The 18,015-nt window shown below is 61.7% G+C and carries 19 protein-coding genes and 1 tRNA gene; 8 read left to right on the plus strand and 12 right to left on the minus strand.

Features of this window, described 5'->3' with window-relative positions; translation table 11 throughout:
- The 6 genes from ACEK02_RS31340 to tesB form a co-directional block, all read right to left on the minus strand.
- The coding region (locus tag ACEK02_RS31340; RefSeq protein ID WP_371425494.1) for a DNA translocase FtsK 4TM domain-containing protein at positions 1–1,589 on the minus strand (1,589 nt) is incomplete at its 3' end.
- Positions 1,590–1,627: 38 nt separating this feature from the next.
- Entirely contained in the window at positions 1,628–2,857 is a 1,230-nt protein-coding gene (locus ACEK02_RS31345) for an aminotransferase class I/II-fold pyridoxal phosphate-dependent enzyme (protein WP_371425496.1), read from the minus strand.
- A gap of 294 nt (positions 2,858–3,151) precedes the next feature.
- The gene (locus tag ACEK02_RS31350; protein ID WP_371425498.1) at positions 3,152–4,591 is read right to left on the minus strand and encodes an ammonium transporter; all 1,440 of its coding nucleotides are present in this window, start codon (positions 4,589–4,591) and stop codon (positions 3,152–3,154) included.
- A 54-nt stretch (positions 4,592–4,645) separates the two neighbouring features.
- Complete coding sequence (locus ACEK02_RS31355; RefSeq protein WP_068730208.1) at positions 4,646–4,984, minus strand: P-II family nitrogen regulator; 339 nt, start codon at positions 4,982–4,984, stop codon at positions 4,646–4,648.
- 467 nt (positions 4,985–5,451) lie between these two features.
- Positions 5,452–5,790 (minus strand): P-II family nitrogen regulator, encoded by a 339-nt coding sequence (locus ACEK02_RS31360; RefSeq protein WP_089263151.1) that lies wholly within the window; start codon positions 5,788–5,790, stop codon positions 5,452–5,454.
- Positions 5,791–5,959: 169 nt separating this feature from the next.
- On the minus strand, positions 5,960–6,835 hold the full coding sequence (tesB, locus tag ACEK02_RS31365; protein ID WP_089263153.1) for an acyl-CoA thioesterase II: 876 nt from the start codon (positions 6,833–6,835) through the stop codon (positions 5,960–5,962).
- Positions 6,836–6,977: 142 nt separating this feature from the next.
- Between tesB and ACEK02_RS31370 the strand changes: the two genes are divergently transcribed.
- Positions 6,978–8,198 (plus strand): ubiquinone biosynthesis hydroxylase, encoded by a 1,221-nt coding sequence (locus ACEK02_RS31370; protein ID WP_371425501.1) that lies wholly within the window; start codon positions 6,978–6,980, stop codon positions 8,196–8,198.
- A gap of 25 nt (positions 8,199–8,223) precedes the next feature.
- Here ACEK02_RS31370 and ACEK02_RS31375 read toward each other — a convergent pair whose 3' ends face one another.
- Entirely contained in the window at positions 8,224–9,186 is a 963-nt protein-coding gene (locus ACEK02_RS31375) for a LysR family transcriptional regulator (RefSeq protein WP_371425503.1), read from the minus strand.
- Between the two features lie 87 nt (positions 9,187–9,273).
- Between ACEK02_RS31375 and gstA the strand changes: the two genes are divergently transcribed.
- The 3 genes from gstA to ACEK02_RS31390 are packed head-to-tail and all read left to right on the plus strand — an operon-like array spanning position 9,274 to position 10,947.
- Positions 9,274–9,915, plus strand: coding sequence for a glutathione transferase GstA (gene gstA, locus ACEK02_RS31380; RefSeq protein ID WP_371425505.1), 642 nt, complete (start codon positions 9,274–9,276; stop codon positions 9,913–9,915).
- On the plus strand, positions 9,912–10,610 hold the full coding sequence (locus ACEK02_RS31385) for a glutathione S-transferase family protein (RefSeq protein ID WP_371425507.1): 699 nt from the start codon (positions 9,912–9,914) through the stop codon (positions 10,608–10,610). The genes gstA and ACEK02_RS31385 overlap by 4 nt, the downstream gene beginning before the upstream one ends.
- 7 nt (positions 10,611–10,617) lie before the next feature.
- Positions 10,618–10,947: a multidrug efflux SMR transporter gene (locus tag ACEK02_RS31390; protein ID WP_371425509.1), complete on the plus strand. Its 330-nt coding sequence runs from the start codon at positions 10,618–10,620 to the stop codon at positions 10,945–10,947.
- A 17-nt stretch (positions 10,948–10,964) separates the two neighbouring features.
- On the opposite strand, the gene ACEK02_RS31395 is transcribed toward ACEK02_RS31390, so the two are convergent.
- From ACEK02_RS31395 to trxA, 3 genes are read right to left on the minus strand one after another with little or no spacing between them, the layout of a single operon-like run.
- Positions 10,965–11,165: a Trm112 family protein gene (locus ACEK02_RS31395; protein ID WP_371425511.1), complete on the minus strand. Its 201-nt coding sequence runs from the start codon at positions 11,163–11,165 to the stop codon at positions 10,965–10,967.
- Positions 11,166–11,212: 47 nt separating this feature from the next.
- On the minus strand, positions 11,213–11,887 hold the full coding sequence (locus ACEK02_RS31400; protein WP_371425513.1) for an LON peptidase substrate-binding domain-containing protein: 675 nt from the start codon (positions 11,885–11,887) through the stop codon (positions 11,213–11,215).
- 30 nt (positions 11,888–11,917) lie between these two features.
- Positions 11,918–12,856 (minus strand): thioredoxin, encoded by a 939-nt coding sequence (trxA, locus tag ACEK02_RS31405; protein ID WP_371425515.1) that lies wholly within the window; start codon positions 12,854–12,856, stop codon positions 11,918–11,920.
- A 297-nt stretch (positions 12,857–13,153) separates the two neighbouring features.
- On the opposite strand from trxA, the gene ACEK02_RS31410 reads away from it, so the two are divergent.
- From ACEK02_RS31410 to ACEK02_RS31425, 4 genes are all read left to right on the plus strand, one after another.
- Positions 13,154–13,228: transfer RNA gene (locus ACEK02_RS31410), tRNA-Gly, on the plus strand.
- A gap of 161 nt (positions 13,229–13,389) precedes the next feature.
- Positions 13,390–13,839 (plus strand): hypothetical protein, encoded by a 450-nt coding sequence (locus tag ACEK02_RS31415; RefSeq protein WP_371425517.1) that lies wholly within the window; start codon positions 13,390–13,392, stop codon positions 13,837–13,839.
- A 258-nt stretch (positions 13,840–14,097) separates the two neighbouring features.
- Positions 14,098–15,366, plus strand: a complete 1,269-nt coding sequence (locus ACEK02_RS31420; protein ID WP_371425519.1) for a sorbosone dehydrogenase family protein — start codon at positions 14,098–14,100, stop codon at positions 15,364–15,366.
- Positions 15,367–15,521: 155 nt separating this feature from the next.
- Positions 15,522–16,112 carry a cytochrome c gene (locus tag ACEK02_RS31425; protein ID WP_371425521.1) on the plus strand — a complete coding sequence of 197 codons (591 nt, stop codon included), beginning with the start codon at positions 15,522–15,524 and terminating at the stop codon, positions 16,110–16,112.
- Between the two features lie 56 nt (positions 16,113–16,168).
- On the opposite strand, the gene panE is transcribed toward ACEK02_RS31425, so the two are convergent.
- Together panE and ACEK02_RS31435 are read right to left on the minus strand one after the other, a co-directional pair.
- Entirely contained in the window at positions 16,169–17,092 is a 924-nt protein-coding gene (gene panE, locus ACEK02_RS31430) for a 2-dehydropantoate 2-reductase (RefSeq protein WP_371425523.1), read from the minus strand.
- Between the two features lie 185 nt (positions 17,093–17,277).
- Complete coding sequence (locus ACEK02_RS31435) at positions 17,278–18,015, minus strand: SDR family oxidoreductase (protein WP_371425525.1); 738 nt, start codon at positions 18,013–18,015, stop codon at positions 17,278–17,280.

Here is an 18,015-nt window from a genome sequence, read left to right on the forward strand (position 1 = left end):
TCGGTCACGACGGGCGTCAGCAAATGCGGGATGCCGTCATAGACGGAGAGTTCGAGCATCTTCGGATCGACCATGATCAGACGGCACTGATCCGGCCGCAGCCGGTAGACCAGGCTGAGAATCATGGTGTTGATGGCGACCGACTTGCCCGAGCCGGTGGTACCGGCGATCAGCATATGCGGCGTGCGCGCGAGATCGATAATGATGGACTCGCCGCCGATATTCTTGCCGAGGCAGAGCGGGAGTTTGATGCCTTCGTTGTTGTCCTGCACGGTCAGCAGTTCGCGCAGGTATACGTTCTCGCGATGGGCGTTCGGCAGTTCGATGCCGATGGCGTTGCGGCCCGGCACCACGGCGACGCGCGCGGACAGCGCGCTCATCGAGCGCGCGATGTCGTCGGCGAGGCCGATCACGCGCGACGACTTGATGCCCGGTGCGGGTTCGAGTTCGTAAAGCGTGACGACGGGGCCGGGATTGGCCTTGACGATTTCGCCGCGCACGCCGAAGTCCTGCAGCACGCCTTCCAGCGCGCGCGAATTGGCTTCGAGCTCGGCCTTGCTGAGCGGCTTGCGATCGGCCGCCTTCGGCGCGGTGAGCATGCCGACGGAGGGCAGTTCGAACTTGCCGTTGGATTTGCGCACCGGCTGCTTGGCCGAGGATTTTTTGCGCGCCTTCGGGGCGGGTTCCTCTTCCTCTTCTTCTTCCTCATAGTCGTGCTCTTCGTCTTCGTCGTGGACGCTCTCGTCTTCGTCATGCGGCGCAATTGACGGACTGTTGCGGCGACCGCCGAGATTGGGCTCCTGACGCTCGAAGGATGCCGCGCGCGCCTTGGGTTCGCTCGCGACCATCTTGCCGTAGATCAGCGAGAGCAACCGGCCGAGACGCGCTTTCGCGCTCATGACGGCGTGCGCGGCCCAGCCCAGCGAGACAGAAATTGAGCCGCGATCGCGGGTTTCGTCTTCCTCGAACGGCTCGTCGTCTTCCTCAATGTCGATTTCGGCGAATTCTTCCCTGGCGCGCGCGCCATAGCCGCAGGCGATGAAGAAAGTCACGATCATCGCCGCGCAGAGAATGAGGCCGAGCACGAAGCGATAAATGAAGCCGACGGGGCCGAAGACCACCGCGGGCGCGCGAAACAGCGCATCGCCGACCACGCCACCGACGCCGGTCGGCAGGGGCCACGATCCGCCATGCTGCCAGCAGCTGGCAAAGCCTGATGCGATGATGGTGCACAAAACCCAGCAACCGATGCGCAGTGCCTCGCGGTCGAAATGACGATGCGTCATCATCCGCCAGCCCCAGACGGCGATGGTGAGAATCATCATGATCGCGCCAAGGCCGAGGATCTGCATCAGCAGATCGGCACCGATCGCGCCGGGATAGCCGACAACATTGCGGATCGCACGCGATGTTGCGTGGCTCAGGCTTGGGTCCTGTACCGACCAGGTCATCATCGCTGCTGCTGCAACACCCGCTGCGCAGACCAGGCCGAAGCCTGTGAGTTCGCGCAGCCGTCGTCCCAGCATCTCGCGAATCGACGCGGGCAGGTGGCCGACGAGAGGAATGACGCGTTCGATCGTGGTGCTCATACCGGAGTGCTCATGCGCCCTGCATTAATCCAGGATCTTCAATTCAAAATCTTCACCAGCCGATGCAAAGCCTCGGCTGTCGTTTCACTGTCCTGCACCATGGCCAAACGAATATAGCCGGCGCCGGGATTGCTGCCGTCGGCCTGCGGGCGCGCCAGATAACTTCCGGGCACCACGCGCACGCCGCCGTCACGATAGAGTCTCACCGTGGCCTCCTCGTCCCCGCCATGGGCGGAGACATCGAGCCACAGACAGAAGCCGCCGGCTGGCCGCTTGTAGCCGTAACGATTGCCGAGGATCTGATCCGCGAGATCGAATTTCAAACGATAGAGCCTGCGGTTCTCTTCCACATGCGCCTCGTCGCTATAGGCGGCGATGGCGACCTGCTGCAGCGGCCCCGGTACTTGTGGTGCGGCCACGTTGCGCAGTTCATGAAACGCACTCAGGAATTTCTTGTCGCCGGCGACGAAGCCAACGCGCATGCCGGGCAGGTTCGAACGCTTGGACAGCGATTGGAACGCAACGACATTGGCATAGTCAGGCCCGGCTGACGCCAGCATGCTGCCTGGGGCCGCCTGCGTGTAGATTTCCGAATAGCATTCGTCCGACAGCACGATGAAGCCGTAGCGCAATGCGAGGTCGTGCAACTTCCTGAAGTAAGCGGGCGTCGCGACGGCGCCCTGCGGATTGGCCGGCGAGGCGACGTACATCGCAACAGTGCGTGCCAGCGTCGCCTCGTCGAGCGCATCGAGATCGGGAAGGAAGCCGTTGGCCACTGTGGTTGGCATGAAGATCGGCTCGCAACCTGCGGCGCGCGCACCGGCGCCGTAGGCTGGATAGAACGGGTTCGGCAGCAGGATCGCCGGCGTGCCTTTGCGTGGGCCGACAAAGCGCGCGGCCGTGATTGCGGCGAAGAACAGGCCTTCGCGGCTGCCATTCAGCACCAGCACTTCGGTTTCGGGATCGAGGGCGCGCGGGAGATTGAAGCGCGTACCCATCCATGTGGCTGCGGCGCGCCGGAACGGCTCGATGCCCCTGGCGATCGGATAGCGACCGAATTCTGCGATGTGCTTGGCGAGGACCGGCCCGACGAAATCCGGCACCGGGTGCTGCGGTTCGCCCAACGACAGGGTGATCAGCGGTTGGCCGGGCTGATACGGCGCCAGCAATTCCGTCAGCCGCGCAAACGGCGAACGCTCGCCATCGGGTCCAGCCGAGGTCCGGCTGCCAGCGCCATGCGCCGCGGAAGGAGGAGCGGTGAGTGCCATCAGGAAAACGCCAGTACTTTCAAGGCAGCCGATCGCCCCATGAGATCGGCCCAAACGAGATCAAACCACCATAGATACGGCGAGGTTAAGACGCGATTAACCATCGAGGGGCCCGCCTTGCTATCACGTGTTCAGCGACCGTCCAGGCCTATGCGGGGATCAGAATGCCCCCCAAAAAGTGAAAGGCTCCAGCTTGCGCTGGAGCCCTTCGACGGTTGGAACATTGCCGGGTAGTGCCCCAACCGATCCCTTTGTGAGCATCCCGGATCGATGATCCGGGATGGCTCGTGACGCTTACATGTTGTAGGCGCGTTCGGTGTGCTCGGTGACGTCGAGGCCTTCGCGCTCGACTTCAACATTGACGCGGAGACCGACGATCACGTCGACGACCTTGAACAGGATCGCCGAACCGACGCCCGACCAAACCAGCGTGGTCGCGACAGCCTTACACTGTGCGATCATCTGGGTGACCATGTCGTAGTCGCCGATCTTGCCGGCGACGTAGTCCATAACGCCCGTGCCGCCGAGGGCCGGGTTGACCAGGATGCCGGTGCCGAGCGCGCCGATGATGCCGCCGACGCAATGGACGCCGAATACATCGAGCGAGTCGTCATAGCCGAGCGAGTTCTTCACGACGGTGCAGAAGAACAGGCAGACGACGCCTGCGACCAGACCGAGAACCATCGCGCCCATCGGACCCGAGAAGCCGCAGGCCGGGGTGACGGCGACGAGGCCGGCAACCGCGCCCGATGCTGCGCCGAGCAGCGACGGGTGACCCTTGGTCATCCACTCCGCGAACATCCAGGCCATCGCCGCAACCGCGGTTGCGAGGAAGGTATTGGTCATCGCGAGAGCGGCAGTGCCGGAGGCTTCGAGGTTCGAACCGACGTTGAAGCCGAACCAGCCGACCCACAGCAGGGACGCACCGATCATGGTCATGGTCAGCGAGTGCGGAGCCATCAGCTCCTTGCCGTAGCCGGTGCGCTTGCCGATGATCAGGCAGCCCACGAGGCCAGCAATGCCGGCGTTGATGTGAACGACGGTGCCGCCTGCGAAGTCGAGAGCGCCCCACAGGAACACCTGACCGGCATCGGCCATGACTTCATCAAGCTTGGCCTGAGCCGCAGCCTTCGCATCGGGAGCCGCAGCCGCAACAGCCTTGGCGGCTGCCACGATGGCGTCCGGACCAGCCCAGTACCAGACCATGTGCGCGATCGGGAAGTAGATCAACGTCACCCAGAGCGGGATGAACAGTGCAATCGCGGCGAACTTGGTGCGTTCTGCGAAGGCGCCGACGATCAGGCCGGGGGTAATGGCCGCAAAGGTCATCTGGAAGCAGAAGTAGACCAGCTCCGAGATGTTGGCGTCTGCGGTGAACGAAGCAGCCATCGAGTCAGGCGTCACGCCGGCGAGGAACGCCTTCGAGAAACCACCGATATAGGCCGAACCGCCAGTGAAGGTGATGCTGTAGCCGTAGAGAGCCCAGATCACCATCACGATGCAGGCGGTGTAGAGAACCTGCATCAACACCGAGAGCATGTTCTTGGAACGGACGAGGCCACCGTAGAACAGAGCGAGGCCCGGGATGGTCATCAACAGTACCAGCACCGTCGAGGTCATCATCCAGGCGTTGTCGCCCTTGTTGACCGTCGGGTCGGCGTAAGCCGCAGTTGCGGCGAACAGGCCAACGGCAAGTGCCGCCAATCCCGCGCCAGAGGGACGCTTAAACGTCATTGTGTTTGACTCCTGATTGAAGAATGGGTGAGCGCGAAATCCGAGGAATTCGACTTAGAGGGCTGCAGCATCGGCCTCGCCGGTGCGGATGCGAACCGCGTGGTCGAGGTTGATGACGAAGATCTTGCCGTCGCCGATCTGGCCGGTCTTGGCGGCCGTGGTGATGGCTTCGATGGTCTTGTCGACCTGATCAGAGGCGACAGCCACCTCGATCTTGATCTTGGGCAGGAAGCTCACCGCATATTCAGCGCCGCGATAAATTTCCGTATGGCCCTTCTGTCGGCCATATCCTTTGACTTCCGTCACCGTCAAACCGTGAACGCCAATGGCGGTCAGGGCATCACGGACTTCCTCAAGCTTGAATGGCTTGATGATCGCCATAACAATTTTCATGGGTCCTATCCCCGCTTGGGCCCGACCGAAAACCGACCGGGCGATCTCGACTGAGGTTCACCACGCGGAGAAGTTCACTACGCGGGCACAGCCAGACCAGATAGAATCAAATGCCGTGCCAGATCGGCGGAATTCTCTAACGGTTTATGAATCCCCAGCTTTTCGCGTTTCTCACGCGATGAGACAGAGTGCGCTATTCGGTCGCGCCCAAACTCTAGTCAATTATGCCCAAAAGGGAAGCATGACAGGCTCCCGACATATTCCTGCTTAGGCGGCGGGCAGCCAAGAGGTGTCCGAATACGCCAACTCGAGGCAAAAAAACCGAAATTGTCTAATCTGCAGGCCTTCCAACTGACGCGCGTAGAATTGGCGTGGCTCAACCGGACAGGGCCGGAGAGCCTTTCGGGCGCATTCAAGCGAACTGGGAGCAGCTTCGGTTGAAAGCCCGGCGGGCGCCGGCTTGTTGCCTAAAGCGCGTCGCTGTCGGTCTCGCCGGTGCGGATACGCAGGGCGTGGTCGATCGGGGTCACGAAGATCTTGCCGTCGCCGATCTGGCCGGTCCGGGCTCCGGTGGAAATGACCTCGACCGCCTTGGCAGCGAGGTCGGACGCCACAGCGATTTCGAGGCGCAGCTTGGGCAGGAAATTCACGATATACTCGGCGCCGCGATACATCTCGGTATGACCCTTCTGCCGGCCATAGCCCTTCACTTCGGTCACCGTCATGCCGTGGACGCCAATGGCCGTCAGAGCCTGACGCACTTCATCGAGCTTGAAGGGTTTGATGATCGCGACCACGAGCTTCATGCAGGCTTCCTCTTCGGGGGCGGTGTCCGACCCTGCTTACGCAATCAGACAGCTTTATGCCATCCCCGTTGGCATGGCGCGCCGAAATTGGGCGGCAATCCTGCCTTCAGGGCGGGCCGTTTGCACGCCAGGACGGCGAAGCGGTAATCGTGGCTGGAAGCGCAGAGACTTAGGTCGCCGGCTTCTCGCGTCGCTCGCGCACTGAGCCCTCCTGCGCCACGGTCGCCACCAGCGTGCCGTCGGGCTTGAAGATCAGGCCGCGCGCGAGGCCGCGACCGTTCTGGGCGCTCGGCGAATCCTGGCTGTAGAGCAGCCATTCGTCGGCGCGGAACGGGCGGTGAAACCACATGGCATGGTCGAGGCTGGCGGCCATCGCCTGACCGTCGAACAGCGTGCGGCCATAGCGGGCCATAATGGAATCGAGCAGCGAAAAGTCCGACGCATAGGCCAGTGCGCACATGTGGAGTGCCGGATCGTCCGGCAGCTTCGCGGCGGTGCGAATCCAGAAATTGATGCGGCCCTCTGGAATCTTCTCGCCGGCATAACGCTGAAATTCCACCGGACGCAGTTCGATCGGGCGGTCGGACTCGTAATAGCGGCGGATGAAATCGGGCATCTTCTCGATGATCGGATGCTTCGACAGTTCTTCCGCAGTGAGCTTGTCCGGCGGTGGCACGTCCGGCATCGGATCCTGGTGGTTGAACGAGTCTTCCTCCTCAGCATGGAACGACACCATCATCGAGAAGATCGCGTGGCCGTGCTGGATCGCGGTAACGCGCCTGGTCGAATAGCTCTTGCCGTCGCGCAGCCGCTCGACCTCGTAGACGATCGGAATCTGAGGATCGCCGGGCAGGATGAAATAGCAATGCAGCGAATGCGGCATGCGGCCTTCGACGGTGCGGCACGAGGCCACCATGGCCTGCCCGATCACCTGGCCGCCGAACACCCGTTGCCAGCGCGTTTTCGGGCTGCGGCCGCGGAACATGTTCACCTCGATGGTCTCGAGATCGAGGATATCGATCAGATCGATCAGGCTCTTGGACATGTCGGCATCTTTCCGTCGGCGGCAATATTAAGGGAGGTTTACCAAGACCTTGGCCATACGGGCCCCGGTCTCGTTGCCGCCCTTGTTTCGCGTTCCTGTTTCGCCCAGCTATAAGCGCGTGGCAACAGCGAGAACGGATATCATGGCGGCACAACGAGGCATTGTCATCGGCGGGGGAGCGTTTGCCGGGCTGGCGCTGGCTTTGGCGTTGCGCCAGGGGCTTGGCCCGGATCTGCCGATCATTGTCGCCGATCCCGCGCTGGCGGCCAGGCCGAGCCGCGATTCCCGCGCGACAGCCATCGTTGCCGCCTGCCGCCGGCTGTTTGATGCCCTCGGCGTCTGGGACGCCGTGGCCGCCGAAAGCCAGCCGATCCTCGACATGGTCGTCACCGATTCCAAACTGGAGGACGCGACCCGTCCGACCTTCCTGACTTTCGGTGGTCATGTCGAGCCGGGCGAGCCGTTCGCCCATATGGTCGAGAATCGCCGGCTGATCGACGAACTCGTGATCCGCGCCGAAGCGGCGGGCGTCGACCTGCGCGCGACTGCGGTGACGACATTCGATTCACGGGCCGACGGTGTCAGCGTCACGCTCGGGGATGGCAGTGTGATTGAGGCTGGCTTGTTGGTCGCCGCCGATGGCGCGCGCTCGAAGCTGCGCGAGCGTGCGGGCATCGCGACCCATGGCTGGGACTATGACCAGTCCGGCATCGTCGTCACCGTCGGCCATGAGCGCGATCATGATGGACGTGCCGAAGAACACTTCCTGCCCGCCGGGCCGTTTGCGATCCTGCCTTTGACTGGCAAGCGTTCGTCGCTGGTGTGGACCGAGAAGCGCACGGAAGCCGCGCGCATCATTGCATTGCCGGACGATGAATTCCATGCGGAGCTCGAACAGCGCTTCGGCCTGCACCTTGGCGAGGTCAAGGCGCTCGACAAGCCGCGGGCCTTTCCACTCGGCTACTTCGTCGCGCGCTCCTTCATCGGTGAACGGCTGGCTCTGATCGGCGACGCCGCGCATGTGATCCATCCGATCGCAGGGCAGGGACTCAATATGGGTCTCAAGGACGTCGCGGCATTGGCAGAGACCATCGTCGATGCTGCGCGGCTCGGCATGGATTTCGGCCAGAGCGATGTGCTGGAGCGCTACCAGCGCTGGCGCCGCTTCGACACCATGACGATGGGTGTCGCCACCAACGTGCTGAATGTGTTGTTCTCGAACGATCTGCCCTTCGTGCGCAGCATCCGCGACATCGGTCTCGGCATCGTCGATCGCCTGCCGCCGCTGAAAGGCGCTTTCATCAAGCAGGCTGCGGGATTGTCGGGCGAAGTGCCGCGGCTATTGAAGGGCGAGGCACTGTAATCAGCACGTCATGCGGTTACGCCGCTCAACGGGGTGAAGGTGTCTGCCTCTTTTCGCCTTCGAACAGCGGGCGCTCACGGGTTAATCCTTCGCCGACGAGATCGAAAAAGGCCCTGACGCGCGCCGTATTCTTCAAATCCGCATGAGTCACGATCCAGAGTTCACCCTCAAGTTCCTTGAGCGGCTCAGACAGTGCTCTTGCCACACCGGCGTCGTGATCTGCGAGATAGCACGGCATTAGCGCGAGCCCGATGCCGGCCTTCGCTGCGACGAGCTGGTTGACCAGACTGTTTGTCCGATAGACGAAGGCATTCGATGGCGCGGCGCGCGACAGCCAGTCGGCAGCTCCGATGCCTGACGTTGTTTCCTCCCAGCCGATCAGGGAATGGCGATCGATCTCGGATGGATTCGATAACGGGCCGCCAATTGCCTCGAGATAGGCTGGGGCGGCATAGAGCCCCCACGCGATGGCCGACAGTCTGCGTCCCCAAAGGTCGCCTTCCTTGGGACGGATAGGACGTAATGCGATGTCGGCTTCGCGGCGCGACAGGCTCAGTACGCGGTTGTCGATCACCAACTCCACGACAATGCCGGGGTGAGTTTGCTGGAACGCGGCGAGAAGCGGCGTCAGCCGGCTATAGGCCAGTGTCTCGGACGACGTGACCGTCAGGCGGCCGGACAGACGATGGTCACGACCTGATATGTCGCGATCAAGCGCCAGCGCCTCGTCCTCCATGCGCTCCGCGCCAGCCGCCATCCGCGCACCGGCCTCCGTCGCTTGGTAGGCGCCGCCTGGAAGTCGTTCGAATAGGCGCACGCCAACCTTGTCCTCCAACGCTTTCAGGCGCCGGAAGGCCGTGGAGTGATCCACGCCGAGTGTGATCGCCGCGGCTGTCAGACTGCCCGCGCGTTGGATGGCGAGCGCCAGCCGAAGTTCGTTCCAATCATCCATGTTGACGAAGATAGCAGTGGGTTTGCTTGCAGTCACGCAAGCGTCGCTGGCGAAACGCCAATGGGACTTGCGTCTGTGCCGGCGCTACCTTGCTGGTGCGATAGCCACCCCACGACGGATGCAATGAAAGATCCAATCATGAAACTCTATTACGCCACCGGTACCTGCTCGCTCTCGCCGCACGTTGTTGCGAACGAAGCCGGCGTCCCGCTTGAACTCGTGCGGGTGGATATCCGGAAATCGCCTCACGTCACCGAGGCGGGCAGCGACTATTCGGCGGTGAACCCGAACGGTTATGTGCCGGCGCTGGCGCTCGATGATGGGACAGTGCTGACCGAGGGCACCGTGATCGTTCAATACCTTGCGGACCTCAAACCCGAAAGCAGGTTGGTGCCACCTGCCGGCACGCCGCAACGCGTTGAGCTGCAATCCTGGCTCAACTTCATTGCCACCGAACTCCACAAGATGTTCAGCCCGTGGCTGTTTCACCCCGAATATGGCGCGCAGGCGGGAGAAGTTGCACGCGCAAAGATCGCAGAGCGGTTGGCGTCGGTTGAGCGCCATCTGGCAGCGGGCAGGCGATTCCTCCTTGGAGAAAGCTTCACGGTGGCCGACGCCTATCTGTTCACGATCGTTGGGTGGTCCAACTTCGCCAAGGTGGATCTGTCCAACTTTCCGCATCTGCGCGACTTCATGGCCCGCGTCGAGGCGCGACCCGCCGTGCAGCAGGCCATACGCGCAGAGAGAATAAAGGTGAGCGCATGACCGTGGATCAGCCAGACGCGCCAGCACTGACGCTCGTAAGCCATCATCTCTGCCCTTACGTGCAGCGAGCGGCCATCGTACTTGCCGAAAAGGACGTCCGTTTCGAGCGGAGCTATATCGATCTCGCGCATAAGCCGGACTGGTTTCATGCCGTCTCGCCGCTGGGCAAGGTTCCGCTTTTGCTTGTCCGGCGCGACGGCAATGACACCGCCGCGATCTTCGAGAGTGCGGTGATCTGCGAATATCTCGAAGAGACGCAGATGGGCGCGCGGCTCCACCCATCCGATCCGCTCGAACGAGCCGGGCACCGTGGCTGGATCGAGTTCGGCTCGTCGATCCTTGCCGATCTGTGGGGATTCGAGACGGCCACCGAAGCGAACAGCTATGAAGCGAAGCGGAAGATGTTGGCCGGAAAATTCGGTCGCATCGAGAACGTGCTAACCGCAGCGCCGTTTTTCGCGGGGCAGCACTTCAGTATGGTCGATGCGGTTTATGCGCCGATCTTCCGCTACTTCGATGTGTTCGATACCATCGCTGACACGGAAGTCTTCGCCCAAACACCCAAGGTTCGGGCGTGGCGCGCAGCGTTACGCGACCGTCCGAGCGTGGCGAACGCCGTCACGGCTGACTACGCTGATCGGTTGCGTGCATTCCTTGCTGAGCGCGACGCACATCTTCTCAAGATCGCAGCATGAGGCAGCCATGAGCCAGGGTGTCGCATGGCTGCTACTGATCGTGGCCGGGCTTCTGGACGTGGGGTGGGCGATCTCGATGAAATATGCCACGGGTTACACCCGACCGGGCTGGACCATCCTGTCGCTGATTTTCCTCGCCACGTTCGTCTACCTGCTCGGCCGGGTTCTGGAGGTTTTGCCGGTGGGATCCGCCTACGCGGTATGGGTCGGGATCGGTGCAGCCGGGACCGTCCTGTTCGGAAGCGTGCTGTTTGGCGAGTCGATGAGTCTGCTGCGCGGCGGCGGGGTCGCCCTCATCGTCGCGGGCATCGTCGCCCTGAGATTTGCGCCGGCATGAGCCGCCACATCAGAAATTCAGTCGATCTTCCGCGCTTCTTCCGGCAGCATGATCGGGATGCCGTCGCGGATCGGATATGCGAGCTTGGCCTGGCGCGAGATCAGCTCCTGCCGGACGGCATCGAATTCGAGTTGCCCTTTGGTTAGCGGGCACACCAGAATCTCAAGCAGTTTGGCGTCGACGGTGCCCTCTGCGCGCTCGATCGATGGTGTGGTCATAGGTGCGCTCCGGTCATGCGGTCGTTGATCATAGCTGATTGTCAGAATTACTGCAGCGGCGGGTCGCCGCTGGTGCGCTTCTTGGCCAGATCCATTTCGGTGACGGCGATCAGGATCTCGGCACGGGTCTTGAGGTCAGGCGCTTCCAGCATCGCCTGCTTCTCTGGCGGGCCATAGGGCGACATCATCGCCAGCGCGTTCACCAATGCCTCGTTAGGCGCCTTGTCGATGCCTTCCCAATCCACTTTCAGGTTGTTGGCCTTGAGGAAGTCGGTGAGTACCGCGAGCAGCGCGGCCCGATCGACGTCGTCTTCGCCCTTGCGTGCGGTGAAATCGTCGATGAAGGGGAAGTAGTCGACCTTGCACTGCCGGTATGCGGTCAGCACCGAGAGTTCCTCCACCACCTCGAAACGGGAAACACCGGTCAATTCGAGGATGTAGCGCCCGTCACCGGATTCGGCGAGTTGGGTGATGCGCCCGACACAGCCGACCTTGAACAGTGCCGGCCTGGCCTCATCCGCCGAATGCGCCGCATCGGGCTGGATCATGCCAATCAGCCGATGCCCGTCGCGAAGCGAATCGTCGATCATCGCGAGATAGCGCTGTTCGAAAATGTTCAGCGGCATCTGGCCGCGCGGCAGGAGCAGCGCGCCCGGCAGTGGAAACACCGGGATCACCTCGGGAAGTTCGGCAGGCCCGCGATAGTCGATATTGATGGGCATGTCCGGTTCCGATTCGTCACGCGAGAAGAATTACGAGAACAGGATAGTCGATAACCGTCTGCGACCGTCAACGGTGGCCTCATCCGTCGGTCCCCAAGCGTCGAAGAACTGGATCAATTGCTTGCGGGCGCCGTCGTCGTCCCATTTGCGGTCGCGCTTGACGATTTCGAGCAGATGACCCGTGGCCTCACTGCGCTGGTTGGCGCCATTGAGCGCGATCGCAAGGTCGAAGCGGGCTTGATGGTCGAGCGGATTCGCGGCGACCTTCTGTTCAAGTTCGGTGACCGGACCGAGCGCACTGGCCTGTTCGACCAGATCGATCTTGGCCTGGACCGCCTTGACTGCGGCGTCCTCACGCTTGGCGGCGGGGACGAGCTCAAGGGTTTGCTTGGCCTGTTCGATGGCGCCGGTCTCGACGTAACAGCGGGCAAGGCCGGCAATGGCCGCGATATTGCCGGCATCGGCGGCAATCACCTCGCCATAGATCGAAGCGGCGGTGGCCGGATCGCCCTCTGCGAGAACGGCTTCGGCTTCCTGCAGCAATTCGGCGGCCGTCGGCTCGGCGCCGGGCATGCCGGCCGTCAGCTTGTCGATGAACGCGTTGACCTGGCTCTCCGGAACCGCCCCCATGAAGCCGTCAGCCGGCTGGCCGTTGACGAAGGCGATGACGGCCGGGATCGACTGGATGCCCATCTGGCCGGGAATCTCCGGATTCTCGTCGATATTCATCTTGACCAGCTTGACCTTGCCCTTGGCGGCGGTCACTGCCTTCTCGATCACGGGGGTGAGCTGGCGGCATGGGCCGCACCACGGCGCCCAGAAATCGATGAGGACCGGCTGACGCTTGGACTCCTCAATCACATCCTGCACGAAGGTGCGGGTGGTCGTGTCCTTGATGAGAGCGGTTGCTGCCTGCGGCGTCGAACCTGCCTGCGGCGCCTGTGCGCCGCCCTGATCAATAATGGTCACGTGAACCTCGCTCGATGTCTGAAAATTTGGCCGCTTTTAGCATGGCCTGAGCGATTAAATGGCGTTCGTGACAGTAATTTGCAATCCGGCCAAATAAGCTTGGCAGGCACCGATTCGAGCCTGAAGGCGATATTTGGCGATTTTGACGTGTTTTCCGGGTAAAATCGGGCTCAAACGGCCATAAATCCCGGTTTAATCGGCGTGATCCGAGATGCAGTGTACCTGTTGCATTCGCCACCGGCATTTGGCATAGGTCTGCGCGTCGGCGGCGAGCAATCGCCGCCTGTCTTCTCGGATGCGGGTGTAGCTCAGTGGTAGAGCACGACCTTGCCAAGGTCGGGGTCGAGGGTTCGAATCCCTTCGCCCGCTCCAGAACTTTCCTGGCATTTTTGGCATTGATTTTATCGACCGCAGGCCGCCGCAAGGCGGCCTCGTTGTTTGTGATCCGCAGCCACGCAGATCCGCCCCGCGTCGCTTGAAATCATCGGGCGTTGGGCAGACAATCCACGGGCGAAGCGGGTACGAGACTGACGATGCCGTCGACCACGGATTCCAACCTGGAAATTGCCAAGCGCGCCAATGATGAGGCGCGGGCGGATTTTGCGACCTGGCTGATGATGGCGAAGCTGAAAAGCCTCGACGCGCTGCCGCAGGAAGCCCAGACATTCTATGCCGGCTATCTCGCGCTGCTCGCACGTGGCAAGCAATCCGAGCCGGCCGCGGCCGAAGCCACCATCCAGACTGTCTACCGCAGCTATTATTCCCGCATGGGCGGCACCGGCACCGCGCCCATCATCAAGACGGCTTCGAGATCAAGACCAATGCCCGACGACCACAATAGCAACGTCACACCTTTCCGCCGGATCAAGCCCAACACGCCGCCGCCGCCGCGCGAAAAGAAGAAGCTGCCGGCAGCACTGATCTTTATCGGGTTGATCATATTGGCTGTGGCCTGGCGCTATCTCAGCAAGGGCAGCCTCTAAAAAGTTTAGCAGTGATAGCATCATAATGCGGTGCGATGCGCCGACTGCATCAGGCCACTGGAACTAACTTTCAAAATAGCTCTTCAGGATGTCGTCGTCATGGCGATGTCTTTCATTTGCGCGAACGTTTGGTTGCGCTTTTCACCAGCGCCATTTGTGCTAGCATCTCACTGTCTGAGAAAATCACAGACCAATAAGTTCGTCCCGAACGTTCAATAAGACATAGCAGCCGCAATGAGCTGCACAGGGAGTGACGCGATGAAATCGATGACTGGTCGATCCGCTGTTGCGTGCGCCGCCATCCTCGCCACGGCGATCGGTATGGCCTCGCTCAATCAAGCCAGCGCACAGCAGAAGCTCAAGAGCTACAAATCCGATACCAAGGAGTTCTGGACCAATCCGCCGGACGACTGGTTCCTCGGCGATGAGACCGAAGCGCAAAAGGGCCTTGCACCGCCGTCGGGTCCGCCGACCGGTGCGTCCGATGCCGAACTCGCAGCCATGATGAAGAAGATCAAGCTGCCTCCCGGGTTCAAGATCGAGGTCTATGCATCCGGCGTGCTGGCCGCGCGGCAGATGGCCTGGGGTGACAAGGGCACACTCTTTGTCGGCTCGTTCGGCCTCGGCAACGTCTATGCGATTACCGACAAGGGCGGCAAGAAAGAGGTCAAAACCGTCATCAAGGGCATGAAGATGCCGACGGGCATCGCCTTCCAGGATGGCGCGCTCTATGTGATCGATATCAACAAGCTGATCAAATACGAGAATGCCGAGGCAAATCTCGACAAGCTTGGTGACGGCAAGGTGGTCTATGACGACATGCCGTCATTCGCGGCACATGGCTGGAAGTATCTCGCGCCTGATAAAGACGGGTGGTTCTACGTGCCGTTCGGACCTCCTTTCAACATCGGTATTCCGCCGACCAGCCTCTCGCAGATCCGCCGTGTCGATCCCAAGACCGGCAATGCCGAAATCGTGGCGCTCGGCGTTCGCAACTCGGTGGGCGGCGACGTCGATCCCCGCACGGGCAAATACTGGTTTACCGAAAATGCGCGCGACTGGATCAGCGACGATATGCCGAGCGACAAGCTCAACATGATCTCGAAGCTCGGCGAGCATTTCGGCTATCCGTATTGCCATCAAGGCAACATGCCGGATCCGAAATTTGCCATGGGGCACCAGTGCTCGGAATTCACGCCGCCGGTGTTGAATCTCGGCGCCCATGTCGCGCCCCTGGGGATGAAGTTCTACACCGGCAGCATGTTTCCTGCCGAATACAAGAACAACATCTTCATTGCCGAGCATGGCTCGTGGAACCGGCACAAGTATCAGGGCGCGCGCATCAAGCGCGTGATTGCTGGGCCGGATGGCAAGAACGCCAAGCAGGAGATCTTCGCCTCCGGCTGGATCGAGGGTGACCAGGGTTATCTCGGTCGTCCTGCCGATATCGTTCTAGCCAAGGATGGATCATTACTGATTGCCGATGATTGGGCAGGCGCGATCTATCGCATCAGCTACGCCAAATAGCTCGTCGTTCCGGGGCGCGTTCTCGGCATAGTCGAGAGCGCGAACCCGGAACCTCGAAATGATTGAGCACACCGGGATTCCGGGTCTGCGCCTCCGTCGGCTTCGCCGACTACCGCGCATCCCGGAATGACGAGTGTGAAGTAATGGAAATGCCCATGATACGTTGCCCGCTTCGTCTTGCGCTAAGTCTTCTTGCATATGTGGTCGCAGCTTCCCCCGCCTCTGCCGCAGATATCGCCGCCGGCAAGGAGAAGGCCGAGCTCTGCAGCGGCTGTCACGGCGAGAACGGTATCTCGCAAATGGAGAACATCCCGTCGCTCGCCGCACAGCCGGATCTGTTTATCCAGTGGCAGCTGGTGTTCTTCCGCTCGGGCACGCGCAAGAACGAACAGATGCAGCCGATCTTGGAGCAGATCGACAACAACGACATCCGCAATCTCGGGGCCTATTTCGCCTCGCTGAAACCGCCGGAGGGCAAGAAGCCCGATGATAATCCGGATCTGTCGGCCAAGGGTGCGCAGGCCGCCGCCGGTCGGCGCTGTGCATCGTGTCACACGGAGAGCTACGGCGGCACCAAAGCGGTGTCACGCATCGCCGGGCAGCGCGAGGACTATCTCGTCAAGGCGCTGCGCGACTACAAGTCCGGCGTCCGCGCCGGTGGCGGTATGGCTGCGATGGCCGAGGTTGCCTATTCGCTAAGTGAAGAAGAGATCACTGCGCTGGCGCATTACCTGGCGCATTTGTGAGGGGGAAGTCCGTAGCCCGGATGGCGATTGGCTCGATCCGGGCTACGTGGTGATGTTTATGCTACGCGCTGATGCTCATACGTCTTGAGGTGCGTATAGATCATCCGCAGCCGCGGCACGGCGACCTTGGCGGCATCGGCGCGGGCGATGACATCTCCGACGATCTGGTCGGCCTCGATCTGCGCCTTGTTGAGGATGTCGCGATACATCGAGGCGGTCATCTTCGAGCCTTCAGCGGTCAGCATGCCCTCGGTGCGTTCCAGGAACGCTGCTCGCGGTGCGAAGCCATTGGCCCTGGCGACGGCGCTCATCTCATCGCGCACGCCGAGGATGAAGTCGCGGCCGCCGGGTGCCGCGACGATGTCGCCGACCGCGCCGCGCATCGCGCTGGTGGCGCCGGCAATCGTCGCCAGGAACACCCACTTCTCCCACATATCCTGCATGATGTTCTCGGAGGCTGTGCCTCCAAAGTTGCCGGTCGCCATGATCGCCGCGATCGCCTTCGCGCGATCCGAGCTGCCGCCCTTGCGTTCGCCGAAGCTCAGCAACTGCATCGGCGCCATCTGCACCACTTCGCGTGCCTCGTTGAGGGTCGCTGCGATCTGGCACTGACCGCCCATCACGTTCTCCGCACCAAATTTCTTCTCCAGCACGTCGAGATGTTTCATGCCGTTCAGCAGCGGAATGATCGCCGTGTTCGGCCCGACGGCGGGCGCGAAAGAAGCAATGGCGTCATCGAGATCGAAGGCCTTGCAGCTCAGCAGCACAACGTCGAACTTGTCGGTGATCTTGTCGGCCTGCACCGTTGGCGGATTCTTCAGCGTGACGTCGCCATGGGGGCTCTTGATGACAAGGCCGGCACTGGCCAGTTCACCGGCGCGCTTCGGGCGCACGAGGAAGGTGATGTCATTGCCGGCCTGCAACAGCCTGCCGCCGAAATAGCCGCCGATAGCGCCGGCGCCGACCACGAGAATACGCATTGGGATGAGTCCATGTTGAATTGGAACGTAAACCTGTCGAACAGTAGCCCGTCACGGCGAGCGAAGCGAAGCAATCCAGTTCCTTGTCGATGCAGGGCTGGATTGCTTCGTCGCAAGGGCTTGGGGGAAAGCTTGGCAGGTCATCTTTCCTTGACCTCGCAATGATTGCTGGGGGTGTAAGCGGACTACCACTTCTCCCCGAACGGCCGAATTTCCAGCTCGAATGTCCAAGCGCTGCGCGGCTGCTGATACAGCTGCCAGTATGACGCGGCGACTGACGCCGGCGGCATCAACAAATCGGGATTGTCGAGCGCCTCCTTGCCCCAGAGCTGCTCGCGGCGCTCGCGCACCCAGGCCGTATCGACGCCGGAATCGATGATCAGATGGGCGACATGGATGTTCTTCGGTCCGAGTTCGCGGGCCATGGCCTGCGCCACGGCGCGCAATCCGAATTTGGCGGAGGCAAAGGCGGCAAAGCCACTGCCGCCGCGCAGGCTCGCGGTCGCACCAGTGAAAAAAATGTTGCCCTGCCCCCGTGGCATCATCAGTCGGGCCGCTTCACGTCCGGCAAGAAATCCGGAATAGCAGGCCATCTCCCACACTTTGCGAAACACCCGCTCCGTTGTCTCCAGGATAGGGAAGTTCACATTGGCGCCGACATTGAAGATGCAGACCTCCAATGGCGCATGCGCATCGGCGTCATTGAGAAAGGCAGCGATCTCGTCTTCCTTGCGGGCATCGAGCGAGCGCGCCACGATGCTGCCGCCCGAGGCCTCAATCTCTGCCACCAAAGGCGCCAGCTTGTCGCCGTTACGGCGGCCGGCAAACACGGTGAAACCTTCGGCGGCGAATTTCTTGGCGATCTCTGCGCCGATATAGTCGCCGGCGCCGATGACTGCGACAGTCGCGTTGCGCTTCTGCAT

Source organism: Tardiphaga sp. (assembly GCF_041424195.1).
Taxonomy (GTDB): domain Bacteria; phylum Pseudomonadota; class Alphaproteobacteria; order Rhizobiales; family Xanthobacteraceae; genus Tardiphaga.